The organism is Thermogemmatispora aurantia (assembly GCF_008974285.1).
GTDB lineage: Bacteria > Chloroflexota > Ktedonobacteria > Ktedonobacterales > Ktedonobacteraceae > Thermogemmatispora > Thermogemmatispora aurantia.
The window spans coordinates 583,191-604,468 of record NZ_BKZV01000001.1 but is presented as its reverse complement, the minus strand read 5'-3'; the positions used below and the strand labels follow the sequence as shown (position 1 = coordinate 604,468).

15 protein-coding genes are annotated in these 21,278 nt (G+C 60.4%); 12 read left to right on the top strand and 3 right to left on the bottom strand.

Features of this window, described 5'->3' with window-relative positions; translation table 11 throughout:
• The first annotated feature begins 43 nt into the window (after window positions 1-43).
• The 3 genes from KTAU_RS02300 to KTAU_RS02290 all read left to right on the top strand — a co-directional run bounded on the left by KTAU_RS02300 (window position 44) and on the right by KTAU_RS02290 (window position 7,554).
• Window positions 44-2,194: a methyl-accepting chemotaxis protein gene (locus KTAU_RS02300; RefSeq protein WP_151726841.1), complete on the top strand. Its 2,151-nt coding sequence runs from the start codon at window positions 44-46 to the stop codon at window positions 2,192-2,194.
• Window positions 2,195-2,357: 163 nt separating this feature from the next.
• Window positions 2,358-7,151 carry a hybrid sensor histidine kinase/response regulator gene (locus KTAU_RS02295; RefSeq protein ID WP_151726840.1) on the top strand — a complete coding sequence of 1,598 codons (4,794 nt, stop codon included), beginning with the start codon at window positions 2,358-2,360 and terminating at the stop codon, window positions 7,149-7,151.
• Between the two features lie 178 nt (window positions 7,152-7,329).
• Window positions 7,330-7,554: a hypothetical protein gene (locus tag KTAU_RS02290; RefSeq protein ID WP_151726839.1), complete on the top strand. Its 225-nt coding sequence runs from the start codon at window positions 7,330-7,332 to the stop codon at window positions 7,552-7,554.
• 305 nt (window positions 7,555-7,859) lie between these two features.
• Here the strand turns inward: KTAU_RS02290 and leuB are convergent, their stop codons facing one another.
• Entirely contained in the window at window positions 7,860-8,969 is a 1,110-nt protein-coding gene (gene leuB / locus KTAU_RS02285) for a 3-isopropylmalate dehydrogenase (protein ID WP_151726838.1), read from the bottom strand.
• 472 nt (window positions 8,970-9,441) lie between these two features.
• On the opposite strand from leuB, the gene KTAU_RS02280 reads away from it, so the two are divergent.
• The 5 genes from KTAU_RS02280 (at window position 9,442) to KTAU_RS02260 (ending at window position 15,123) form a co-directional block, all read left to right on the top strand.
• Entirely contained in the window at window positions 9,442-9,972 is a 531-nt protein-coding gene (locus KTAU_RS02280) for an NADH-quinone oxidoreductase subunit B (RefSeq protein WP_170293117.1), read from the top strand.
• A 3-nt stretch (window positions 9,973-9,975) separates the two neighbouring features.
• Window positions 9,976-10,716, top strand: a complete 741-nt coding sequence (locus tag KTAU_RS02275) for a hypothetical protein (protein WP_112428234.1) — start codon at window positions 9,976-9,978, stop codon at window positions 10,714-10,716.
• Window positions 10,709-12,040 (top strand): complex I 51 kDa subunit family protein, encoded by a 1,332-nt coding sequence (locus KTAU_RS02270; RefSeq protein WP_151726837.1) that lies wholly within the window; start codon window positions 10,709-10,711, stop codon window positions 12,038-12,040. The genes KTAU_RS02275 and KTAU_RS02270 overlap by 8 nt, the downstream gene beginning before the upstream one ends.
• A 173-nt stretch (window positions 12,041-12,213) precedes the next feature.
• On the top strand, window positions 12,214-14,622 hold the full coding sequence (locus KTAU_RS02265) for an FAD-dependent oxidoreductase (RefSeq protein ID WP_151726836.1): 2,409 nt from the start codon (window positions 12,214-12,216) through the stop codon (window positions 14,620-14,622).
• Window positions 14,623-14,916: 294 nt separating this feature from the next.
• Window positions 14,917-15,123, top strand: coding sequence for a helix-turn-helix transcriptional regulator (locus KTAU_RS02260; RefSeq protein WP_151726835.1), 207 nt, complete (start codon window positions 14,917-14,919; stop codon window positions 15,121-15,123).
• A gap of 147 nt (window positions 15,124-15,270) precedes the next feature.
• Here the strand turns inward: KTAU_RS02260 and KTAU_RS02255 are convergent, their stop codons facing one another.
• Window positions 15,271-15,918, bottom strand: a complete 648-nt coding sequence (locus KTAU_RS02255) for a hypothetical protein (protein ID WP_151726834.1) — start codon at window positions 15,916-15,918, stop codon at window positions 15,271-15,273.
• Between the two features lie 276 nt (window positions 15,919-16,194).
• Here KTAU_RS02255 and KTAU_RS21420 point away from each other — a divergent pair, with 276 nt between their 5' ends.
• Entirely contained in the window at window positions 16,195-16,350 is a 156-nt protein-coding gene (locus tag KTAU_RS21420) for a hypothetical protein (RefSeq protein ID WP_170293001.1), read from the top strand.
• A gap of 177 nt (window positions 16,351-16,527) precedes the next feature.
• The gene (locus tag KTAU_RS02250) at window positions 16,528-17,916 is read left to right on the top strand and encodes a glycoside hydrolase family 1 protein (protein ID WP_151726833.1); all 1,389 of its coding nucleotides are present in this window, start codon (window positions 16,528-16,530) and stop codon (window positions 17,914-17,916) included.
• A gap of 32 nt (window positions 17,917-17,948) precedes the next feature.
• Here KTAU_RS02250 and KTAU_RS02245 read toward each other — a convergent pair whose 3' ends face one another.
• A complete protein-coding gene (locus KTAU_RS02245; protein ID WP_151726832.1) occupies window positions 17,949-18,185 on the bottom strand; it encodes a hypothetical protein in 237 nt (78 codons plus the stop codon).
• Window positions 18,186-18,394: 209 nt separating this feature from the next.
• On the opposite strand from KTAU_RS02245, the gene KTAU_RS02240 reads away from it, so the two are divergent.
• Together KTAU_RS02240 and KTAU_RS02235 are read left to right on the top strand one after the other, a co-directional pair.
• Entirely contained in the window at window positions 18,395-19,396 is a 1,002-nt protein-coding gene (locus tag KTAU_RS02240) for a BON domain-containing protein (RefSeq protein WP_170293000.1), read from the top strand.
• A 324-nt stretch (window positions 19,397-19,720) separates the two neighbouring features.
• Window positions 19,721-21,211 carry an AAA family ATPase gene (locus KTAU_RS02235; protein ID WP_151726830.1) on the top strand — a complete coding sequence of 497 codons (1,491 nt, stop codon included), beginning with the start codon at window positions 19,721-19,723 and terminating at the stop codon, window positions 21,209-21,211.
• Window positions 21,212-21,278 lie beyond the last annotated feature (67 nt).

Sequence of the window (21,278 nt, the reverse complement as noted above, 5' to 3'; positions counted from 1 at the left end):
GTGCAGCCATTGTTCTGTATTTTCTATAGAGGAGGTCTGGCGGATGAACCCGGATCGTAATCGAGGTGGGATGACGGTAAGCGGCCTGATGAATTTGGGGTTGGCCGTCTCCGCCATTATCCCGGCCTTCCTGCTCATCCTGGTGGGCATCTACGCCCGGCTGAGCATGCCCACCGCCGATACGTCGGTCCTGATCGTCGTGGTCATCATCTGCGCTATCGTTGCTCTTTTGGCGGTGGTCATCACCAATTACCTGGTCAATAGCCGTATCAAGGACCGCTTCCTGGCCCTGGCCGATGTCTGCCACGATTTCGCCGGGGGAGATCGCCGGGTGCGCGCCCAGGTGGATGGCGATGATGAGTTCGCTCGCTTGGTCGCTTCGGTGAATACTGTGCTCGATCAGCAGAGTGCGCAGGCGAACAGTGCCTCTGGCCTCGGCTCCGGCAGCGACGCCGCCGCTCTGCAAGCCCAGATCGAGAAGCTGCTCCAAGAGGTGAGCGCCGTCGGCGATGGTGACCTGCGCGTCCAGGCCGAGGTGACTCCCGATACGCTCGGCGTGCTCGCCGATTCGTTCAACTACATGATCGAAGAGCTGGCCAAGGTGGTCGGTCGAGTGCAGAGCACAGCCATGCAGGTGACCAATGCCACTCGCCGTATTCTGGATCGTGCCGCCGAGCTGGCCCAGGCCTCCGAGATGCAGGTGCAGCAAATTTCGCAGACTACTGAGGCGGTCGAGGCCCTGGCCATCTTCATCCAAAATGTGGCCCGCAATGCTCAGCTGAGCCATGAGGCTGCTCAGGAGGCTTTGCGCAATGCCCAAAGCGGCCAGGAAGCTGTGCGTCAAACGATCGAGGGCATGATGCTGATCCGCGAGAACGTCCAGGAGACGGCCAAGAAGATTAAGCGCCTGGGCGAGCGCTCGAACGAGATCGGCGAAATTGTACGTATCATTGAGGATATCGCTGATCAGACAAACCTGCTCGCACTCAACGCTGCTATTCAGTCGGCAATGGCTGGCGAGCATGGCCGCGGCTTCGCTGTGGTAGCCGATGAGATTCGCCTCCTGGCCGAGCGCTCGACGGAGTCGACAAAGCGGATCGCCACCCTGGTCAAGAGTATCCAGGGCGATACCTATGAGGCGGTGGTGGCAATGGAAGATAGCACGCAGGAGGTGGTCAAGGGGTCTCAGCTCGCTGATGAGGCTGGCCGCGCCCTGAACTCGATCTATAGTGCCGTGGAGCGCCAGGCCCAGATGATCGAGAGTATTGCCCGCGCTGCTAATGAGCAGACCAGCGTGTCGGAGGCGGTGGCGGTGGCTATGAGCCAGATCTCCGAAATCACTCGCCAGACCAACGCTGGTACGCAGGAAGCCGCTGCTAGCGTGAGCTACCTGGCCGAGCTGGCCGATCAGCTCCGCGCTTCGGTCTCGACTTTCCGCCTGCCCGACCATGTGCTGGAGTCGATCAATAGCAGTATGGCCACTGGCCCAGGGGCTGTGCCCGGCCTGCCCGCCGGTGGGGATCAGTTCTATGCCTCCGCAGGCGGCGACGGCTGGATGCAGCCGCAGCAGCAGAGCTACGGCGGTAATTTCCCGCCGCTCCCTGAACCGGAAAGCGCTGGCCTGGTGGCGATGTCTTCGCCCGTGGCGCAAAATCAGCATCAGGCTCAGTTCGGCTTCCCTGCTGCTTCGCAGGAGTTTGGCGCTGCCCCCGGCTTCTCCGACATGGGCTCCTTCGGTAGTACCGGTCAGCAGGATTTCGGAGCTGCTTTCGGCTCAAGTCCCGCTCCCTCCTTTAACCAGGAGTTCGGCGCCTCGGCTTTCTCTAACTCCCAACCTTTCGAGGCTCAGCGCGCCTTCGGCTCCTTTGATCCCTTTGCTAACCAGGGCTTCTCTGGCCCGCAGGGGCAGTCGGCTTTCTCGCAGCAGCCTTTCGCTAATCCCCCCGCGTCGGGGGCGGGTTTCGGCAGCTCAGGCCAGGGAGCAGTCCCCTACTCCGGTGGCGGTCAGTTCGCTTCAGTGCCTCCGCAGGCCTTCGGGACCCCACCTCAGTCGGGTCAGGGACAGGGGCCACAGCAGCGCCAGCCCTGGACCCCGCCAGGAGCTGCTCCTCAGCAGTCGCCGCATCAGTCGCCGTTCCCAAAACCAGAACAGACGCCTTTCCCGCGAGGCAATAACGGGCAGTTCGGCCAGTAGCCGTTGCACCATCAGCATCAGGCGAAGACGGAAGGGAGGGGCGCCCAAGGCTTCGACCAGGGGGCGAGGTCGAGCCAGCGCCCCCCACCGCGTTTCTACGTTTCGCGCCTCGGCATCCCGCGAAACCGAGTTCGATCGACTAGAATAAGTGGGTGCGTGCAGCATGTCAAATACATTTGATAAACTGTCAGTGCTCGATTCGTTTATCGAAGAGGTGAAGAGCTACCTGCCAGAGATCGAGGCGAACCTTGACCGCCTGGCTCAGTCTCCCGGCGACATGGATGCTCTCGAAGAGACCTATCGCCGTACGCATACAATCGGCGGCTCAGCCTCGATGATGGATTTCCCCGGCCTGGCCCATGTGGCTCACGGCATGGAGGATATTCTGGGGGATGTGCTCGATGGCCTGACTACCCTCGATGAGCCTACGCTGGCCCTGCTGCGTCGTTCTCTGCGACGCCTGCATGTGCTGATCGATGGAATTCGCGATAATTCCGTCAACCAGGATGCCATTATTGCTGAAGACGATGCCGACTATAGTCGCTATCGCGCCCTCCAGGAGGCCGCTGGGAAGGTTGTCCCGGGTTCGCCAGATCTGGCCTCTACTCCCTCCCAGCCATTGGATCATCAATCCCGGCAATCGGTCGCCCCAGAGCACTACGCACACGAGTACCAGGACTATCATACGGATAGACCTGGCTACCAGGGTCAGCCCCAGCAGGACTATCATGACTCTCCACGCTCCCACGCTCCCACGCCGCCTTCTCAGCGCTACGGTTTCCAGGAGGATGGTCTGGGCTTAGGCGAGTCCTATGCGTATCAGCAGCAGTCGGTATCTGCCTCTTCTCCTCAGTCGACGCCTTTACCTGAATCGCCCTATCCGCCTGCTACCGGACAGGAGGGATCACTCCCTTCCTTCGATGAGATGTTGGCTGCCTTCCGCACGCCCAGTACTCCGGTCGATGAGGAACCACTCTGGCCGGAAGATCCCGTTCCGCTCTCTCAGCAGTCACCCGCAACGCCAGCTTCTCCTGCCTCGCCTGCCGCTCCGGAGACCCCGAGCGCCTTGGATATGTTAGCCGCCAGCTTCCGCAGCTCCGAGGGAACTCCTTCGTCGACTGGCTCTCCTCCTGGTGAGGAACAGTCACGTTCGCCTCGCGCCCCCTCGCCGTTGGAAGAGCTGGTCAGTCGCTTTACTGCCCCTCAGCCCGAAGCTCAGGGCCAGGCTACTGCTGCTGATGCAGACCTGGGCGCTCTCCCGGATTGGTCGCAGCCGCAGCCGCAGCCGCTTGCTCCCCATACACAGTTTGTCCAGCCGCTACAACGGCTGCACTCACTGTCAGAGCAGCCGTTGCAAGCACCGTCGAGCTGGCCGCAGCCCGAATCACACCCGTCTGAGCAGCCTTCGGGCCTGGCCGAGGAAGGGCTTGTCTTGCCGACCTCTGCCTCGCGGCTCTATAGCGATCTGCGCCAGGAAACCCTCTCGCTTGAAGAGCAGGTCAATACGTTGCATACCCTGCTGACCCAACTGCAGCAGGCTGTGAGTATCATCGAGGAGCAGCGCAGCGAGTTCCGTGGCTTCCTTGATGGCTCGAAAGATGCTCTGGAGCGGATGGAAGACTGGGCAGGCCAGGCGATGGGACTCAATCTGCGCAAAAGCCCCGAGAAGGTACGCCGTTATCTGCCGCTCTCTGTGATGTGGGTGGTTAATACCAAGCTCAAGAAGGTACTAGAGCTGCTCTCGCGCATCACAAGCGGTGTTGAGGCGACCGATGAGCAGATCCAGACAACGCTGCATCAGCTCCGCAGCTCAGTCGAGGCGTGCGGCGACTTGTTGGAGCGCTTGCCTCAGGCACTGACCAATCAAGAGCCGGGTTGGACGCCCTGGCAGGTGCAGGTCGCTCGCGATGTGAGTGGAGTGCGCGAGCGCGTGACCTTTGAGCGCCAGGGGGATCTGGCAGCCTTGCGTGCTGAGCTAGAGGCAAAGATCCGTGAAGAGCTGCGTCGTGAGTATGAGCAGCGTCCTCTCTCTCTGGCTGCGCGCATGGAGCTGGAGCGCCAGATCCGTGAGGAGGTGCGCCAGGAATTTGAACGCCAGCGTCAGCTTCAGCATGAGATTGTTGGACCTGATGGGCAGGAGAGTTACGAGGAGCTGGTCAAGCGACTGCGTAATGAGATTGAGATTGAGGTGCGCCGTGAGTTTCTGGCTCAGCTGACAGGGAACGCCGATCTGGAGACGGCTGCCAACTTGCAGCAGCCACCGTCGGGTAGCGGGCCGCTGCCTGCGTTGGAGATCCCGCGGGCTCAGGTCAACCCTCCACCTGTGGTTGCACCGCCACCGCCCCCTTCACCTGTGCCTGCTCCTCCCGTGTCGTCAGTAAGCGGTGGCTCGGCTGTCAGTGAGGGCACTGACTTTGGCGAGGAGGCCGCTGAGATCTTCCGGTTGGAGGCGGAGGAGCATCTGCAGACGATCAGTATGAATGTGGCCGCTCTGGAGAAGTCGCCCGAGGATCGGGATATCCTCCAGAGTATCCGACGCGCGACCCATACCCTTAAAGGAGCGGCGGGCATGATGGGCTTCCGCCTCATCGCGGACCTCTGCCACGTCTCCGAGGATCTGCTCGACAGTATTATGGAAGGCCGGGTCGCCATCAACCCGCCTGTAATCGGCATCATTCTCGATACAGCGGAGACCCTCGATCGCCTCATCAATAACCGGGGCGAGGATCGCGCAACTCTGGAAGCGGCTGTGGCGGCTATGCGAGCACGCTACGCTGAACTGCTTGGTGAGCAGCAGCTCTCGCCACTGCCCGCCGAAGAGGAGCTGGAGAGCCTCCTCGATAGCGGCGAAGGCCCTGAGAGCTCGACTTTCTCAAGTACCGTCTCCGAGGCCGCTCCCGCCGCCGGCGAGTTGCTGATGCAGCGCTCTCCAGCCACTGAGCTGAGCGTGCGCGTGCGCCTGCAGAAGCTCGATGAGCTGGTGAACCTCTTTGGCGAGCTGCTGGTCAACCGCAGCGCACTTGAAGAGCATATCCAGCGCCTGATGCGCCTGGTGGCCGATGTGAGCATGAGTAGTGAGCGCCTGCGCGATGTGGGCCAGAAGCTGGAGAGCCGCTTTGAGGCGGCAACCTTGCCCAGTGGGCGCGTGGTCCAGGTTCCTCCCGGCACAGGCAATGGCGCCTCTCGCTTGCCTGCGCTTCAGGCCGGACGTCCTGTTCCCACCGGCAATGGCGAGCCGGCACACCTGGCCGAGTTCGATGAGCTGGAGCTGGACCGCTATACGGAATTTCATCAGCTCACTCGCGGTCTCAGCGAGGGCGTCTCGGACATGATTACCCTGAGCAGCGAGATGGAGGCGGTCATCCGCGAGTGCGAGAGCATTTTCGCCCGCGAAAGCCGTCTAAGTACCACCTTCCAGGACCGTCTGATGAAGACGCGCCTGGTGCCGCTTTCGTCGATGATCCCGCGCCTCTATCGTGCGGTCCGCTCCGTTGCGCTCAAGCAGCATAAGGAGATCAACTTTGTGACCGAAGGCGAGGATACTGAAGTTGATCGCACGGTCTATGAGGAGATCGCCGGTCCGCTGCTGCACCTGATGCGCAACGCTGTCAATCACGCCATCGAGGAGCCAGAGGTGCGTGTGCGCAAGGGCAAGCCTGCGGCAGGTCTCGTCAAGCTCTCGGCCTCCTACGAGGGCAATCAAGTAGTGATTACGGTGCGCGACGATGGGACGGGTATTGATCCCGAGAGGGTGCGTCAGGCGGCCATTGCCCGTGGGCTGATCCGGCCCGATCAGATTCTCTCACCCAGCGATGTCATCGATCTGATCTTCCGCCCCGGCTTCTCGACTGCTGAGGTGGTCAGTGAGGAAAGTGGGCGTGGCGTGGGCCTGGATGTGGTACGTGATAGCATTTCACGTCTGCGGGCCACGCTAGAGGTCGATTCGACACCGGGCCAGGGGACAGCCTTCACCATGAAGTTCCCGACCAGCCTGGCCATTCAAAGCGTGATGATGGTACGCGTCGGCGACCAGCAGTATGCTGTCCCAACAACGCTGGTCGAGGCCATTGGCCGGCTCGATACCTTTAAGCGCACAACTCACGGCGGGCGCCCGGCGGTCGTGGTGCAGAACGATGTCTATCCACTTAGCCAGCTTGCTCACTATCTCAAGCTGCCTGCCGGTGAAATCGATGAGCGCTCTCCGCTGCTCCTGGTGAATACGGGTCGTCATCGGGTAGCGCTGGTGGTGGACGAAGTCAGGACCCGCATGGATGTGGTGATGAAGAACCTGGGTCCTCATCTGCGCCATGTGCATGGAATCGCCGGAGGCACAGTGCTCGGCAACGGACGTGTGATTCTGATCCTAGAGCTGAACGAGCTGCTCTCAGTGCAGCGCCGCGGCACGGGGGCCATCGCGGGGACCCTGTCGCAACCGCAAGAGAGTCTGGCGGTTGCTGCGACCGCGCAAGCTCAGATGCCGGCCTCGGTGGCTGCGGCGGCGACAACAGTGACCGTCAATACCGGTGTGCTACCTGCGGTACGCCCGCCAGCAACGCCGCTCCCCTCGCAGCGGGTGGAGCGCGGCAGGCATGTGCTGGTGGTGGACGATAGCCCGAGTGTGCGCCGTGTGGTAAGTAATATGCTCAAGCAACACGGCTGGGAGGTTCAGACAGCTCGTGATGGCGTCGAAGCCCTGGAGCTGATCTCTAGTCAGCCACCGGCAGCAGTCCTGCTCGATATCGAGATGCCGCGTATGGATGGCTACGAGCTGATGGCCACTGTCCGCTCACAAGAGCAGTATCGCACCTTGCCGCTGGTGGTCCTGACCTCACGCGCAGCCTCGAAGCATAAGCAGCGCGCCATGCAGCTTGGGGCCAGCGCCTACATCGTCAAACCCTATCAGGATGAGGAGCTAATCTCGACGCTGAATCGCCTCGTCTATGGCGCTAGCGCCTAGATCCTAGATCAGCGGGCAGCAGGGCCGGGCCAGTCAGCGAGTGCCATGCGGGTGCTCAGCTGCTGCGCCGCTCGTAGTTGCGTTGCGGCTAATGACCTCGCTCCTGCGCATAGCGTAGCGGCGCATGGCCTGGCCTGATTGGCCTGTGGGAATGAAGCTAGGAATCATAAAGCGAGCAATGGGTGTAGAACGAGCGGTCACGCGCTGGTATGTGCAACGCCAGCGGCTGCTCACCGAGATTGCAAGTCTTGAGCAGGCACTTGTTGAGCAAGAGCAGGGGGAGCAGCCGCCAGAAGGAGCGGAACAGAGAGAGGAGCAGCGGCAGCGGCTTCTTGCCCGTCTAGAGGAGGCGCAAGCGCGTCTGCAACATCTGGGACCCTGCCCGAAACCAATGATGGGCTAGAGAGCAATAAGCCGCTGCAGAGGGCAGCCTATCCCAGCGGTGAGCTGCCTGAGAGTGCTCACCGCACCTGTACGCAGGTGCTCTGTTCCATCTGCTGTCTGTTTGTCTGCCTGTCTGTCTGTCTGCCTGTCTGCCTGCCTGCCCTCTCTTCCCTGCTTCTCTCGTTGGCCTGCCCGCCTACAAGTCTGGGCAGGCTAGTGTCTGGCCGCCTGTTCCTGTCGCTTGGGCTGACCGTGCCTGAGCAAGGTAAAAGCGGCCAGACGACCGAAAATGAGGAAGGTAGGATAGGATAACCTCGCTGTCGATCAGGATGAGGTCGCCGTGACAGCCTCGGCGATCAGACGCCCCATCTCCTCGGTCCCGACGATGGTTGTCCCCGCTTCCTGCAGGTCTTCGGTACGATAGCCGGCATCGATCACCTGCTCAACAGCGCGCTCGACCGCCTGAGCCTCAGCCTCCAGACTCAAGGAGTGCCGCAGCAGCATCGCCAGCGAGAGGATCGAGGCGATCGGATTGGCCTTATTCTGGCCGGCGATATCGGGGGCCGAGCCGTGAATCGGCTCGTAGAGACCGAAGGTGCCATGTGCTGTCTGCCGCGTCCCCAGGCTTGCCGACGGCAGCATGCCCATAGAGCCAGCCAGCATCGAGGCCTCATCAGTCAGAATATCACCGAACATATTTTCTGTCACAATCACATCAAAGCTGGCTGGACGACGGATCAGATGCATCGCGCAGGCGTCGACCAGCAAATGCTCAAAAGTGATGTCGGGATAGTCAGCGGCGACGCGCTCAGCCACACGACGCCAGAGGCGAGAAGAGCTGAGCACATTGGCCTTATCGACCGAGGTCACCTTCTTTTTAGTACGACCTCGGGCCAACTCGAAGGCCGTGCGTACGATGCGTTCAATCTCCCCCTCGCTGTAGAGCAGAGTATCGATAGCCTCCAGGCCATGAGGGGTCTGGCGGATCTCGCTAGGCTTGCCGAAATAGATGCCGCCCGTGAGTTCACGCACAACCAGCAGGTCGGTCCCCTCAAGGATCGAAGGCTTCAGCGTTGAGGCATTCAGCAGCGCCTTAAACGGGCGCACCGGGCGCAGATTCGCAAACAACTCCAGCTCTTTGCGCAGGCGGAAGAGGGCGCGCTCAGGCTGGACCTTGGAGTTAGGGCCTTCGTAGCGAGAGACGCCTCCCACAGCGCCGAACAGGATGGCATCACTCTCTTGACAGAGGGCCATCGTCGCATCGGAAATAGCATCGCCCTCGGCCTCGATGGCGGCGGCTCCGACGAGGGCTTGCGTTGTCTGGAAAGTGTGGCCAAAGCGGGCACCGACCCGTTCCAGCACACGCAGAGCCTGGGTGGTCACCTCGGGGCCGATGCCGTCGCCTGGCAGGACGGCGATCTTGTAGGTACCCAATGCAGGAATCCTCCCTGTACGATCTTAAGCCTTGACCTCCAACTTGAGGTGAACCTACGTAGGGATAGGTTCGCTATCCGCTGGATGGACAGTGCCATGATAGCCGATTCGAAACGGCAAGGCAAGGCAGGCAGGGCGAGGACCGCTTAGGGGGACAAGAGCTGGGTGGACGCTGGCGAGGAAGGGGCGCGCCAGGGTGAGAGGGCGGCTGCGGAGGCCGCTCCGCGGCGGCGCCCTTTTCTGGCGTCAATGGGTGAAACGTGCTATAATAAACTGCGGACCACAAGGCCAGGAGAAGCATCGCCCCTCCGAGCGAGGAATCCCTGTTCCAGTTCCGAGAGAGCAAGTCGCCTCATCTTTGGCGAGGGGCAATCAGTAGAGGAGCAATCATCTTATGAGCAATACGACGAGCCAGCAAGCGGGGGAGAGAGCCGCAGTGCCTGGAACGCGGCGCAAGCCCGTTCCCATTGCGATGGCGACTGGCCCCCACGAATATACGCCTGGTGATCAAGAGCTACCGGTGGCGATTACCAGTCTAGCCGATATGCTTCAATGGGCTCAGAACTGGGCGCGCTCGCGCTCGGTGTGGCCGCTGGGCTATGGTCTAGCCTGCTGCGCCATCGAAATGATGGCGAGCGCCCAGTCGCACTATGATCTGGCCCGTTTTGGCTCGGAAGTCTTCCGTTCCAGCCCACGTCAGGCTGATCTGATGATTGTCGCCGGCACGGTCTCGGTCAAAATGGCGCCGCGCTTGCGTCTGCTCTGGGAGCAGATGCCCGAACCGAAGTGGGTCATCAGCATGGGGCAGTGCGCCAACTCGGGCGGTGAGTTCTACGATAGTTACTACACCGTTCAGGGCGTTGATACCATTGTGCCGGTTGATGTCTACGTGCCCGGTTGTCCGCCGCGGCCAGAGGCGCTGATCGAAGGGCTGCTCAAGCTGCGCGAGAAGATTCTCAAGCAGGGCCTGAAGGTGCGCGGTGAGAAGGAAGGCGAGGTGTAACCCATGCGTGGCATCCTGCAGGGAATGGGGTTGACCTTCAGCCACCTCTTCCGGCCCAAAGTGACACGGCTCTATCCTTATGAGAAGCCTAAATTGCCGCCGCGAAGCCGCGGGCTGATCCAGTTGATTGCTGAAGAGGGACTGAAGACCGAGCTGAATCTGAAGTGCGAGGCCTGCTTGCTCTGCGAGAAGGCCTGTCCGCCGCGCGCCATCACGATCGAGTACGAGCCGCTGCACCGTTGGAAGGAACGGCCCTGGTTCCGTTCCTACATTCGTGAGGGCGCTGAGAAATTCACTTCGCGCAAGATTCCCGAAGCGACCGGCATCTCCAAGGCCGGTTTCTATACGCCGCGCATCTCAGAGTATGCCACAGCCTACCCCAATCGCCCGGTCGCGCCGTGTGTGGCGATGCCAGTGAAAGATCATCTGGAGCCGGAGATCGATCTGAGCAAGGTGGATGAGTTGCTGGAGCAGTGGCCGCATGAGGCGGCGGCCCTGCCGGCCCTGTTGGATGCCGTCATGGACCATTACGGCTATCTGCCGCTGCAGGCCGCAAAGCGCATCGTCCAGGCGCGCGGTGTCGATCTCAGCGATATCTTTGGGATCGCGACGCTCAGCCCGAAGTTCAAGCCGGCGCCGGCAGTCAAGGGGATCACGCGCGATGATCAGCCCGAGCGCGGGCTGGCACCTGATAAGCGTGGGGTGTGGGGAAATATTCATCATGTGAGGCAGCCAGATGCCTGAGTTCGATTCGGCCTATCGCGTTCTGCGACGGCGCGGCGAGCCTGATCTGCGCTCGCTCCAGAGCTACCGGCAGCAGGGAGGCTATAGCGCGCTCGAACGCGCTTTGCATGATCAGACGCCTGAGCAGGTGATCCAGTTGGTGAGCGAGGCTCGCCTGCGCGGGCGCGGTGGCGCTGGACGCCTGACGGGCGAGAAGTGGCGTATTGTGCGCCGTCAGCAGGAATCGCCCAAATACGTCATTTGCAATGCCTACGATGCCGATCCACGCTCGTGGGCAGCGCGCTCTTTGTTGGAGCGCAATCCACATCAGGTAATCGAAGGAATCCTCTTGGCCGCCTATGCCGTTGGGGCGACGGAGGCCTATTTGATGACGCGCAGCCTCTTCCGCGAGGGAATCGAGGCAGTGCAGCAGGCGCTCAATGAAGCGTTGGAGGCCGGGTTAGTAGGCCGCTCGATCCTCGGGACGACCTTCCACTGTACGATCAACGTCGTGGGGTTCGACATCGGCTTCATTGGCGGCGAAGAGACGGTCCAGATTGCTGTTATCAAGGGCCGGCGCGGGATGCCAGAGCAGCGTCCACCCTATCCAGCCGTCTATGGACTGTGGGACAAGCCGACGGCCATCAACTCGCTGGAGACGCTGGCCAATGTTCCTCTGATTGTGCGCGACGGCCCCGAGGCTTTCCGGCGTCTGGGCAGCGAAACGACGCCTGGCACGAAGGTGCTGACCATCTACGATGCGGTTCCCGATGCCGAGCCACGGGTCGTCGAGGTCCCGTTTGGAAGCAGCCTGCGCGAGATCCTGCGCCATGCTGGCCTGAACCATCCAGACAGCGAGTTGCGCGCTGTTGTCGTTGGCGGTGCTGAGGGTGGGGCTTTACCGGTCAGCCTGCTCGATCTGCCTTTTGACTTTGATCCCCTCGAGGAGGCCGGCGCCATTGTGGGGTCCGGCGTCATCGAGCTACTGCCTGCCCAGACCTGTATGGTGGCCTGGGCTATGGAGCGCACACGTTATCTGAGCAACGAGTCGTGTGGCAAGTGTGTGCCGTGTCGTATCGGGGTCAAGCGCATGACGGGCGTGCTCGAAGGCCTGATCAGCGATCTGGGCGTGCGCTCGGATCTCGACCTGCTGGACGAGCTGGCCGGCTATGTTCCCGATGGCTCTCTCTGCGGCTTCGGCATTCATGCCCCCAATGCGTATAAGACGGCCCGCCGCTATTGGCCAGAGCATTTCCAGATGCATATTGAAGAGCAGCAGTGTCCAACGGGGACCTGTGTGCCGGTGCGCTCCCATCGCTTTGTCACCAAGCACGTGCTGCCCTAGATCAGTAAGGAGCATGCACGGCTGTCACTACAGACGGCTCAACGGTCGGTCACACGGTCAGTCAAACAGTCGGTGTCTGGGACGCAAAGCGGCGTTCTGCCTCTGTTCTGCGCGCTGATCCAGCGTGCCAGGCACGTCGTGAGACTGCTCACTCGAAAAGAGGCATATTCGTCATGGCACTATCAATCAGAGATCGCTTCACGCCGCTTGCTCAGGATGGGCATGATGGGATGGTGCGCAACGAGGTGGGCCAGCCCAGCTTCACGCTGACCATCGACGGCAAGGTTGTGCGCGCGTACGAGAATCAGACGATCCTGAGCGTGGCGGAGGAGAATGGCATCGAGATCCCTAACCTGTGTAACGATGAGAAGCTGGAGCCGACCTCGGCCTGCCGCATGTGCCTGGTGCATATCGAGGGCTACGATCGGCCCCTGCCTTCCTGTAATACGCCTGCACAGCCCGGGATGGTGGTGCGCACTCAGTCGGATGAGCTGTTTCACATCCGGCGCACCAACCTGGAGATGATCCTCTCGGACCATAATGCCTACTGTCAGCCACCCTGCCAGGTCGATTGCCCGACCCACATCGATATCCCAGGCTATCTAGAGTTGATCGCGAAGGGATCGATGAAAGAGGCGGCGCGCCTGGTGAAGGAGGTTCTGCCCTTCCCCTATATCCTGGGCCTGACCTGCCCAGCACCCTGTCAGAAGGCCTGCCGGCGTGCCCTGGTCGATGAGGAGATCGCCATCTGTCGCATGCACGGCCATGCAGCAGAGACCTGCCTGCTTGATCCGCCGATACCCTTTGTCAAGGACCCGCCGACGGGAAAAAAGGTGGCGATCGTTGGCGCTGGCCCCGCTGGCCTGACCTGTGCCTACTATCTGGCTCTCAAGGGCCACTACTGCAAGATCTTCGATATGCAGCCGCAGCCCGGGGGGATGCTGCGCTACGGCATCCCTGAGTATCGCCTGCAGAAGGATATGATGGACCGTGAGCTGAACCATGTCTGGGAGCTGGGGGTCGATCTGCAGTGCAATGTCAAGCTGGGCCGCGACTTCACGATCGATGATCTCTTTGCCCAGGGCTTTGACGCCGTCTTCCTGGCCATCGGGGCCTGGACGAGCAACCCGCTGGGAACACCGGGCGAAGATGCCGAAGGCGTGGTCAATGCCATTGCCTTCCTCGGGGAGAAGGTCGAGGGCAAACCCGTGCCCGTCAAAGAAGGAGCTGAGGTGATCGTCCTCGGCGGTGGCTTCACCACCTTTGACTGCACGCGCACTTCGCTGCGCCTGGGCGCCAAGGTCCATACGGCCTATCGCCGCTCGATCAAAGAGATGACGGCCACAATGGAGGAGATCGAGGACGCCGAGGCCGAAGGGACGGAGCTGCTCTTCTATGAGCAGGCGACACGCGTCATTACCGATGAGCATAATCGCGTCAAGGGGTTGGAGTTCATTAAGAACCGCCTGGGCGAGCCTGATGCCAGTGGACGCCGCCGCCCGGTGCCCATTCCTGGCTCCGAGCATGTCATTCCTTGCGATACGATCATTCCGGCCTATGGCCAGAAGCCCGATCGCTCGGTGCTGGATGAGTCCTCGGGCGTCAAGTGGACCAGGTGGAGCACGATCCAGACCAATCCCTATAATCTGATGACCGATCGCCCTGGGGTCTTTGCCGGCGGCGATGCCCAGATGGGCGCGCGCACCATCATCGAGTGTGTCGCTCAGGGCAAGCTGGCGGCTCGCTCGATCCACGCCTATCTGAATGGCGAGGATATGAATGAGGTGGCGCGTCGCCTGGAGCTGGAGGAGCGCAAGCCTGACCTCTTCGATATCGTGCCCTACAAGCCCGTCGAGCCGAAGGTCAAGATGCCCATGCTCCCCTATGAGGAGCGCAAGCGCAACTTCCGCATCATTGAGATGGGCTATCTGGAGGAGCAGGCCAAGCGCGAGGCCGCTCGCTGTCTGCAGTGCGCCTGCCCGGCAGCCGGTCAGTGCGACCTGCAGCGCTATAGCATCGAGCATGGCCTGGTCGATAACCGCTTCCACGATGGCGAGCCGAGCGATTATCACGATTACGACGTCGACCTCTCGCACAGCTTCATCCTGCGCGATCCCAATAAGTGCATCAACTGCACGCAGTGCGTGCGCGTCTGCCATGACGTGATCGGTCCCGACTGCTACGGCATGTTCGGCAAGGGCTTCGATACAATCGTCTCGACGCCCTTCAACGTCAGTCTACACGATACCGACTGCGTCTCTTGCGGCGCCTGTGTGCAGGTCTGCCCGACTGGCTCGCTAATGATGGCTGAGCGCAAGCTAACACGCTATTCGTTCGCACTGGATCGCTGCATCTTCTGTGGCGACTGCGTGGAGGTCTGCCCGCATGGCGCGCTGGGTGAGACGCCGAACTTTGAGCTCTCCTTCTTCAACCGCTTCGGCCCCGATGTGACCCTGGAGAAGGAGGATCTGGCCCTCGCTCCGAACTACCTGGTGCGTCAGCGCCTGCCACGTGATAAGAAAGAGACGCCGATGATGAGTCCGCTGGTGCGTCCGCTGCCGCCGCGCAGCATCCGCGAGTAGCCGGCCCATACCCTCTGCAAGGCCAGGCGCGGGTCGACTGGGCGCTTTCTTTCCTCCCCTCGCCGATGCCGGCCTGGCCCGGTTGCTCCGGCCCGCAACAGACCTTACCTTTGCTGGTCCGTCCGCCAGTTTAGCTTGCCACTGGCGGACGGTCTTTTTTTTCTTTTTCTGGGGAAGGAGAGTTTGATACGCTGCACCATCGTTCGTCATATACAGTGATAAGCGTACAAATTGTGGATTTTTAAGTATAAAAATGGCTCTACTTTTTGTACGCTTCACTGTAGGGAGGCGACCATGTTCACCGGGAAGCAGCTCAGAGAATATCGGCGCCGACGGCACCTGACTCAGAAGCAGCTGGGGAAAGCCGTCTGTATGAGCCGCGATGCGATTGCCAAGATTGAACTCTATAACCGTGTCATCAGCGACATCCAGACCCTGAAGGCGCTGCAGAAAGTCCTGAATATTCCCTACGACGTGATCGGCTTTATTCCCATCGACTGAGTGGACACAGGCGTGGACCAGCTTCTTGCCCGGTTCACGCCTGTGGTCCGGTCCACACTGTCTGGATCTTCCCCTGATGCTGGCCCTTCCTTCTCTCTGTTAGCTCCTGTATCGCTGTGGTCTGGCAGGTAGCGAGAGGCGAGCTGATCAGGTCTGACCATGCTGGTCTATCTGGCCTGAGAAATAGAGCTGCTTCAGAAAAGCGGTGAATTCGTGCATCTCCTGGCGATACTCCTCCAGCTTCTGGCGCTGAAGCTCACGGGGGGCTTCAAGGTAGAGGTCAATGGCCCCCTGGCTCTGCAGACGCGTATAGAGACCCGGCGCCAGAATCAAATGGCGGTCAAAAGGAACCATTCTCCCTTCGTAAAACTGATTGAGGTACCTGACGAGCCTGGTGCGTAGAGGAATCTGCCAGATGAGCAGCTGCCGCTGGGCCTCACGCATGCGGCGAGCCAGTTCATAGACCTGGCTTTGGACCTCTGCCAGGAGACTCTCCTCGCAATGCTCCTGCTCGCGCAGCGCTGAGAGATGCTGATGAGCCAGGCTCACTTTGAGGACCAGCTCTTGCTCTTCCTGAACCAGCGCTTTAAATTCTGAATCCTGGGGACCGATGTCGACCCAAGGAAGCAGCAAGCCACGCCTCTCGTCAAGGTGGCCGCCGCAGGACATGATGGTCGGGAGTCCTACGGCATTGAGCGTCACAACCGTCTCGAAGATCTCCTCATCAATGCCTTTTCCCAGACGATCGGTGACTCCTGAAAAATGTGTCACCAGTGCTTCCCATTGCTCTAGCACCGTTCTCCTCCTTGAAAAGAGAATACAGTGACATTGATTCGATTCTAATCGACAAGTAAATAATCAATTGTTATTATTTTTATAATAATGGTATGTGCCATAAATTCCCATAAAATAGGAAGAAAGTAACTTATCCATTTAATGGAGACATTGTTACACTTTGTCCAGGAACATTGCCAGGAATGACCCGAAAGGAAAGTGAAAGGTATCCTGGTGGTGTCACAATCTTCACTGACTGCGGTGCTCTTAGCTAGATAGGACAGGACAGGAGGCAATATGTACGACCAGGATGACCGTCTGAGTTGTATGCGCAACGGCGAAGAAGATGTGTGCAACATGTGTGGGGGCTTCGGCTACCTGGACCCTCTCAAGCGGCAGGTTTGTCCTGATTGTCAGGGGACAGGCCGTGTCTCGATCTACCTTCCCAGTTAGCGGCTGATCCTCACCGCCGTCGGTCTCTCCAGGGGCGGGCAGATTGGAGCGCTGGCCGTATCTGCCCGCCTTAGCTGGCCGGCCTTGCTCTGGCTGGCGATGCGGGCTAGAATAGACACAGGTGCCGCGCTGCTGCGCTGCGCCTCCCGCACACAAGCTCGTACCCAAGGAGAGAGAATGGCGAGAGAACGCAAGCTGCAGTTCCCCGAGGGCTTCCTCTGGGGCACGGCCTCATCGGCTCATCAGTGTGAGGGTGGCAATGTCAACAACCAGTGGTATCGCTGGGAGCAGCAGGGGCGTACCCTGACAGGCGAGCGCAGTGCAGTAGCCGCCAACTGGTGGCAACAAGCTGAGCGCGATTTCGAGCTGGCCGAGCAGATGGAAAACAACGCTCTGCGCCTGAGCCTGGAGTGGAGCCGCATCGAACCGGAAGAAGGACGCTGGGACGAGAGCGCTCTGGAGCGCTATCGTGTTCTCCTGAGTGACCTGCGCCGGCGTCATATGACACCCCTGGTGACGCTGCACCACTTTACCGATCCGCTCTGGTTCGCCGATCGCGACGGCTTTGCCCGCGAGGAGAATATCCGCTATTTCGTGCGCTTTGTCCGTTTTGTCGTAGAGCATTTGCGCGACCTTTGCTCGTTCTGGTTGACGATCAACGAGCCGAACGTCTACGCCTTTCTGGGCTATCTCACTGGCGAGTTCCCGCCTGGTGAGCAGCGTGCGCTCCGCGCTTTGCATGTCTTGCGCAATCTAATGGCAGCCCATGTGCAGGCTTTCTATGCTATTCGCGAATTGCAGCCCGAGGGACAGATTGGCTATTGCCTTAATTATCGTCTCTTAGAGGCTGCTTGTTCCTATTCGCCTCTCGATCGAGTAGTAGCTGGTCTGCAAGAGACCTTCTTCAACTGGCTGGCGCTGAAACTGGCTGAGGGTGAGCGTTTGCCGCTCCCGCTAAGGTTCGCCCTGTCGGCAGTGCCGCGAGCGGCGGGTGCGCGCGACTATCACGGCATCAACTACTATACTCGCGATCTTGTCGCTTTTGACCCGCGGCGACCGGGTGAACTTTTTGGCCGGCGCTTTCCGCGTCCAGGAGCACCGATGCAGGACCCTGGGCGTGGTGGCTACTTCGGCGAAGTCTATCCCGAGGGTCTCTATCGCGTACTCCATTCGGTTTATCGCAGCACACGAGGCAATAAGCCGCTGTATGTTACCGAGCATGGCCTCAATGATGTCGAGGATCGTCTCCGTCCGCGGGCCATTTTGGAGCATCTGGCCATGCTCCATCGTGCTATTCGTGAAGGGCTGCCAGTGCGTGGCTATTTTCACTGGACGCTGGTTGATAACTTCGAATGGAATGAGGGCTGGGGTGCCCACTTTGGTCTGGTCGAGCTGAACCCACGAACCCAAGAGCGGCGTCCACGTCCCAGCGCCAGCATGTTCGGGGAGATCTGCCGGGCCAATGCCATCACTGAAAGCATCGTCGAGCGCTATGCCCCCGAGGCCGCAGCTACGATCTTTGGTCCAGTCACTGCCGCGGGCTCGGGAGCGCGGGTGCTGATCTGAGCGGGTCACTGCCCGGCTTGGGGAGCGGAGTCTTAGCTCTCGCTCAGCACTGCCCGGCGCAATAGCGGGTCGGGACAGAGGTGCGGGAATCGGCGGCTGTAGCAGACCATGCAGTAGTCGCCGACCAGCTCCTCATCCTCACCTGTGCCATAGTAGGTGATGGTATGGGGTGGACAGGCGTAGTGCCCACAGGGGCGGAGCTCCGCCTGGTCACGATGTGGCAGGCTGTGGGGAAACTGCTCGATATAGCACTCGTGTTGTGCGCTCATCACTCTCTTACCTCACTGGAATGAGCTTCTTACCCGAGGGCGCGGCTGGTAGCCTTCGGCTCTTTCATATTACCAGAAAGTCTGCCGTCGTCCAGGCGCCTTGCCTGGTTATGTCAGCTCATGCTACACTCTCTTGTGGCGAAGGCTGGCAGCTCGCCAGTTTCTTATGATGCATGCTGCCAGCGTTGGGAAGGTACGCGAGGAATGCGATGATGAAAAGCGAACTTATCTCTGAACTACTCAAATTTCGCTTCGGCAGCAAAGTCTTTTGCTCCGATGGAGAATATGGCGTACTTGATGAAGTTGTTGTTGAGCCAGCCCGGCGCAGCGTTACCCATGTAGGGGTCAGTCGAGGCCTCTTCGTCAAGAAGCGCTTCTATCTCTCCTTCGGTCGAGTCAGCGAGGCTTCTAGCGATGGCGTGAGGCTGACCAGCAGTCTGGCTACCCTGGAGCAAGAGGCAGTCGCTTCGCCGGGCGGGGTGCGTCTCTCGGGGCGCAGTCTTGTCGAGGCACCGACTGCTGGTCAACGTGGTTCCCTGCTCTTGCTGGCTGTCCAGCCCGGCAGTGGCGAGATTGCTTATGTGGTGGCCCATAATCTACCTGGCGGCCAGGATACCCTCTTCCGCGTTGACAGGATTGCTGAGCTGGCCAATGGAGTGGTGCGCCTCAATCTCTCTGCAGAGGCTCTTAAAGGGCTGCCGCCTTATCGGCCCGATCGCGACCTGCAGCGTGAGGTCGAGGCTGTCCTGTTTGACCTCTATCCGCTGCACGTTGACCTGCAAGGGATCTCGGCGCGCGTCCTGGACGGCGTCCTGTATCTGGATGGCAACATCTCCAGTACCCTGCGTGCCGACCTGGTCGAGCGCCAGGTCATGGGGGTGCCGGGCCTGCTGGAGATCAGGAACAATTTGATAGCCGACGATACGCTCGCCAGCGAAGTCGCGCTGGCTTTGGGGCGCGATCCGCGCACGCGGGGCCTCCCCATCGGGGTTTACCCGCGGCTGGGCGTCGTGCGGCTCAGTGGAGCTGTGCGCACGGAAGAGCAGAAGCGCGTCGCTGCCGAGATCGCGCGCGCCGTGCCGGGCGTCCGTCAGGTTGTCAACGACTTGACCGTCAATCCCAGGGCTGGGCGCCTGCCTGTCATGGCCTCTACTGGTGCCGAAGAGGAGGATCTGGTGCCGGGCGGACGCTACGTACGTCATACGAAGTAAGCTGCTGTTCACTTTAAACGGTGTCTGCATCATTGTGACCGTGGCCCGCTTGCACTTCGCTTTGCCCAGGTCAGGGTGGCGCTCTCCTCTCCTGATGTCCTGGCTAGCCAGCAGGAGTGATTGGAAAGCTCGCTTGGCCAAATCCTGCGGGCGGCTGGCAGAGGCTGCAGCGGGCCGGCCCTGCTTGATCCTTCCGCGTCGATTGCCGAAATCCTCCACTTCTTTCGGAACTTTCCCCTGTAAGGAGATCCGCGCTCAGTGAGCGATGTCCCACTAGAGGAACACTATACTTGCCCTTGACTGAGCTGAAAGAAGTGCACGCGTATGGCAGAGGATGCGATGAAAGAGCAAGAGTTATTGCACTCAGGGGAGTCTTTGTCAGGGTCGCAGGATCATCGACCGTCGGATGAGCCAGCCCTGAGCTGGCGCCGAGAGCTGAAAAGTAAGGAGATTGCTGTGCTGGGGCTAGAAAAGCTCTGGCATCAGCTACACCTGACCGGTCCAATTTTAATCTTTCATTCTCCTTTTGTATCTCTATCTTATCTTGATCATTATGAACATCACCCGCTGCTACTTGACCGTCTCGTGGCGGCTGGTCAAAGGCGCAAGCGTCCGCGCTTTGGTCAACTCAGCAGCTGGCGTCCGCTGCCGGCCCCTGACCTCGCCTGGGGTCTCACCGTCTCGGATAGGGCTGATTGCCTGTTCAAGTCCGACCTGACACGTCGCGCCGGGCTTGGCGACCGGGGAACGCAGCCAGCTTCTCTCTACGGCTGGAAGCTCTACCAGTTTGCCAGCGGCTGGACGGCCCTCTCTGTCTATTATGTGACAGAGTACAACGACAATATTGCTTTCGTTGCCTTGCCCCAGGGGCGTCAGGATGAGTGGCTGGCTTTTCTCGATCTTCTTGTGGAGACGTACAAGCAGCACCTCCATCAACATGGGCGTGGGAGCATTGAGATCGTGGGGGTAGCGACGAACCCGAGAGATCTCATCACGGTAATTCGGCAGGCCTCATGGAATGATGTGATCTTGCCGGAGGGGACCCGTGCACTCGTGGAAGCCCAGCGACGCATCTTTGATCCCACCATCCTGCGGCGCTATGCCGCCCTGCGAGTGCCCCGTCTCCGCAAAGTCCTGCTAGTCGGCCCCCCCGGGACGGGGAAAACCACGCTCCTCAAAGCCGAAGGGGCCTATCATGCTCGCCGCGGTGGACGTGTGCTTTATGTCATGCCTTCGGCCCACAATAGCGACGGGGGCAGCGCCTGGAACATGCTGTCGATCGCTTTACAGACCGCGGCTGACAGCCGCTTACCGACGCTGATACTGGTGGAAGACTTCGAATTGTTCGTCTCTGATCCTAAAGAGCAGCAAATCATACTCAATACGCTCGATGGGGTGGCAACGCCTGATAATCCTGCCGGTACCTTGCTGCTGGCGACAAGCAATAACCCGGAGCAAATTGATCCACGCATTCGTGATCGTCCCGGGCGCATCGATGCGCTCATCGAGCTGGGGCTAGTCCAGGATGAGAAGCTGGCTGTGCGCTTCCTTCAGCACCTGCTAAGAGCTGGCTACCGTGAGGAGGAACATGCGCCCGTAGCCTCGCAGCTCCTAGGACAGCCTGGCAGTCACCTGCGCGAAGTCTGTCTGACTGCCGCCCTGCATGCATTGGAGGACAATCGCACGGCAGTCCTGGCCAAAGATCTCCTCTGGGCCCATGAGGTCATTCTGAAAGGGAGGGCTGCTGCCGCCCAGAGCGAGCGCTTCACCCCCCCGCCACCGCAGCGGCGCGGCGGCTACTTTGGCAAGCGCTAGCTAAGGCAAGTGGAAGGAGACGGGGGCTACCCCACCCCAGCACGCGGTGCTCTCCCGGTCTCCTCCA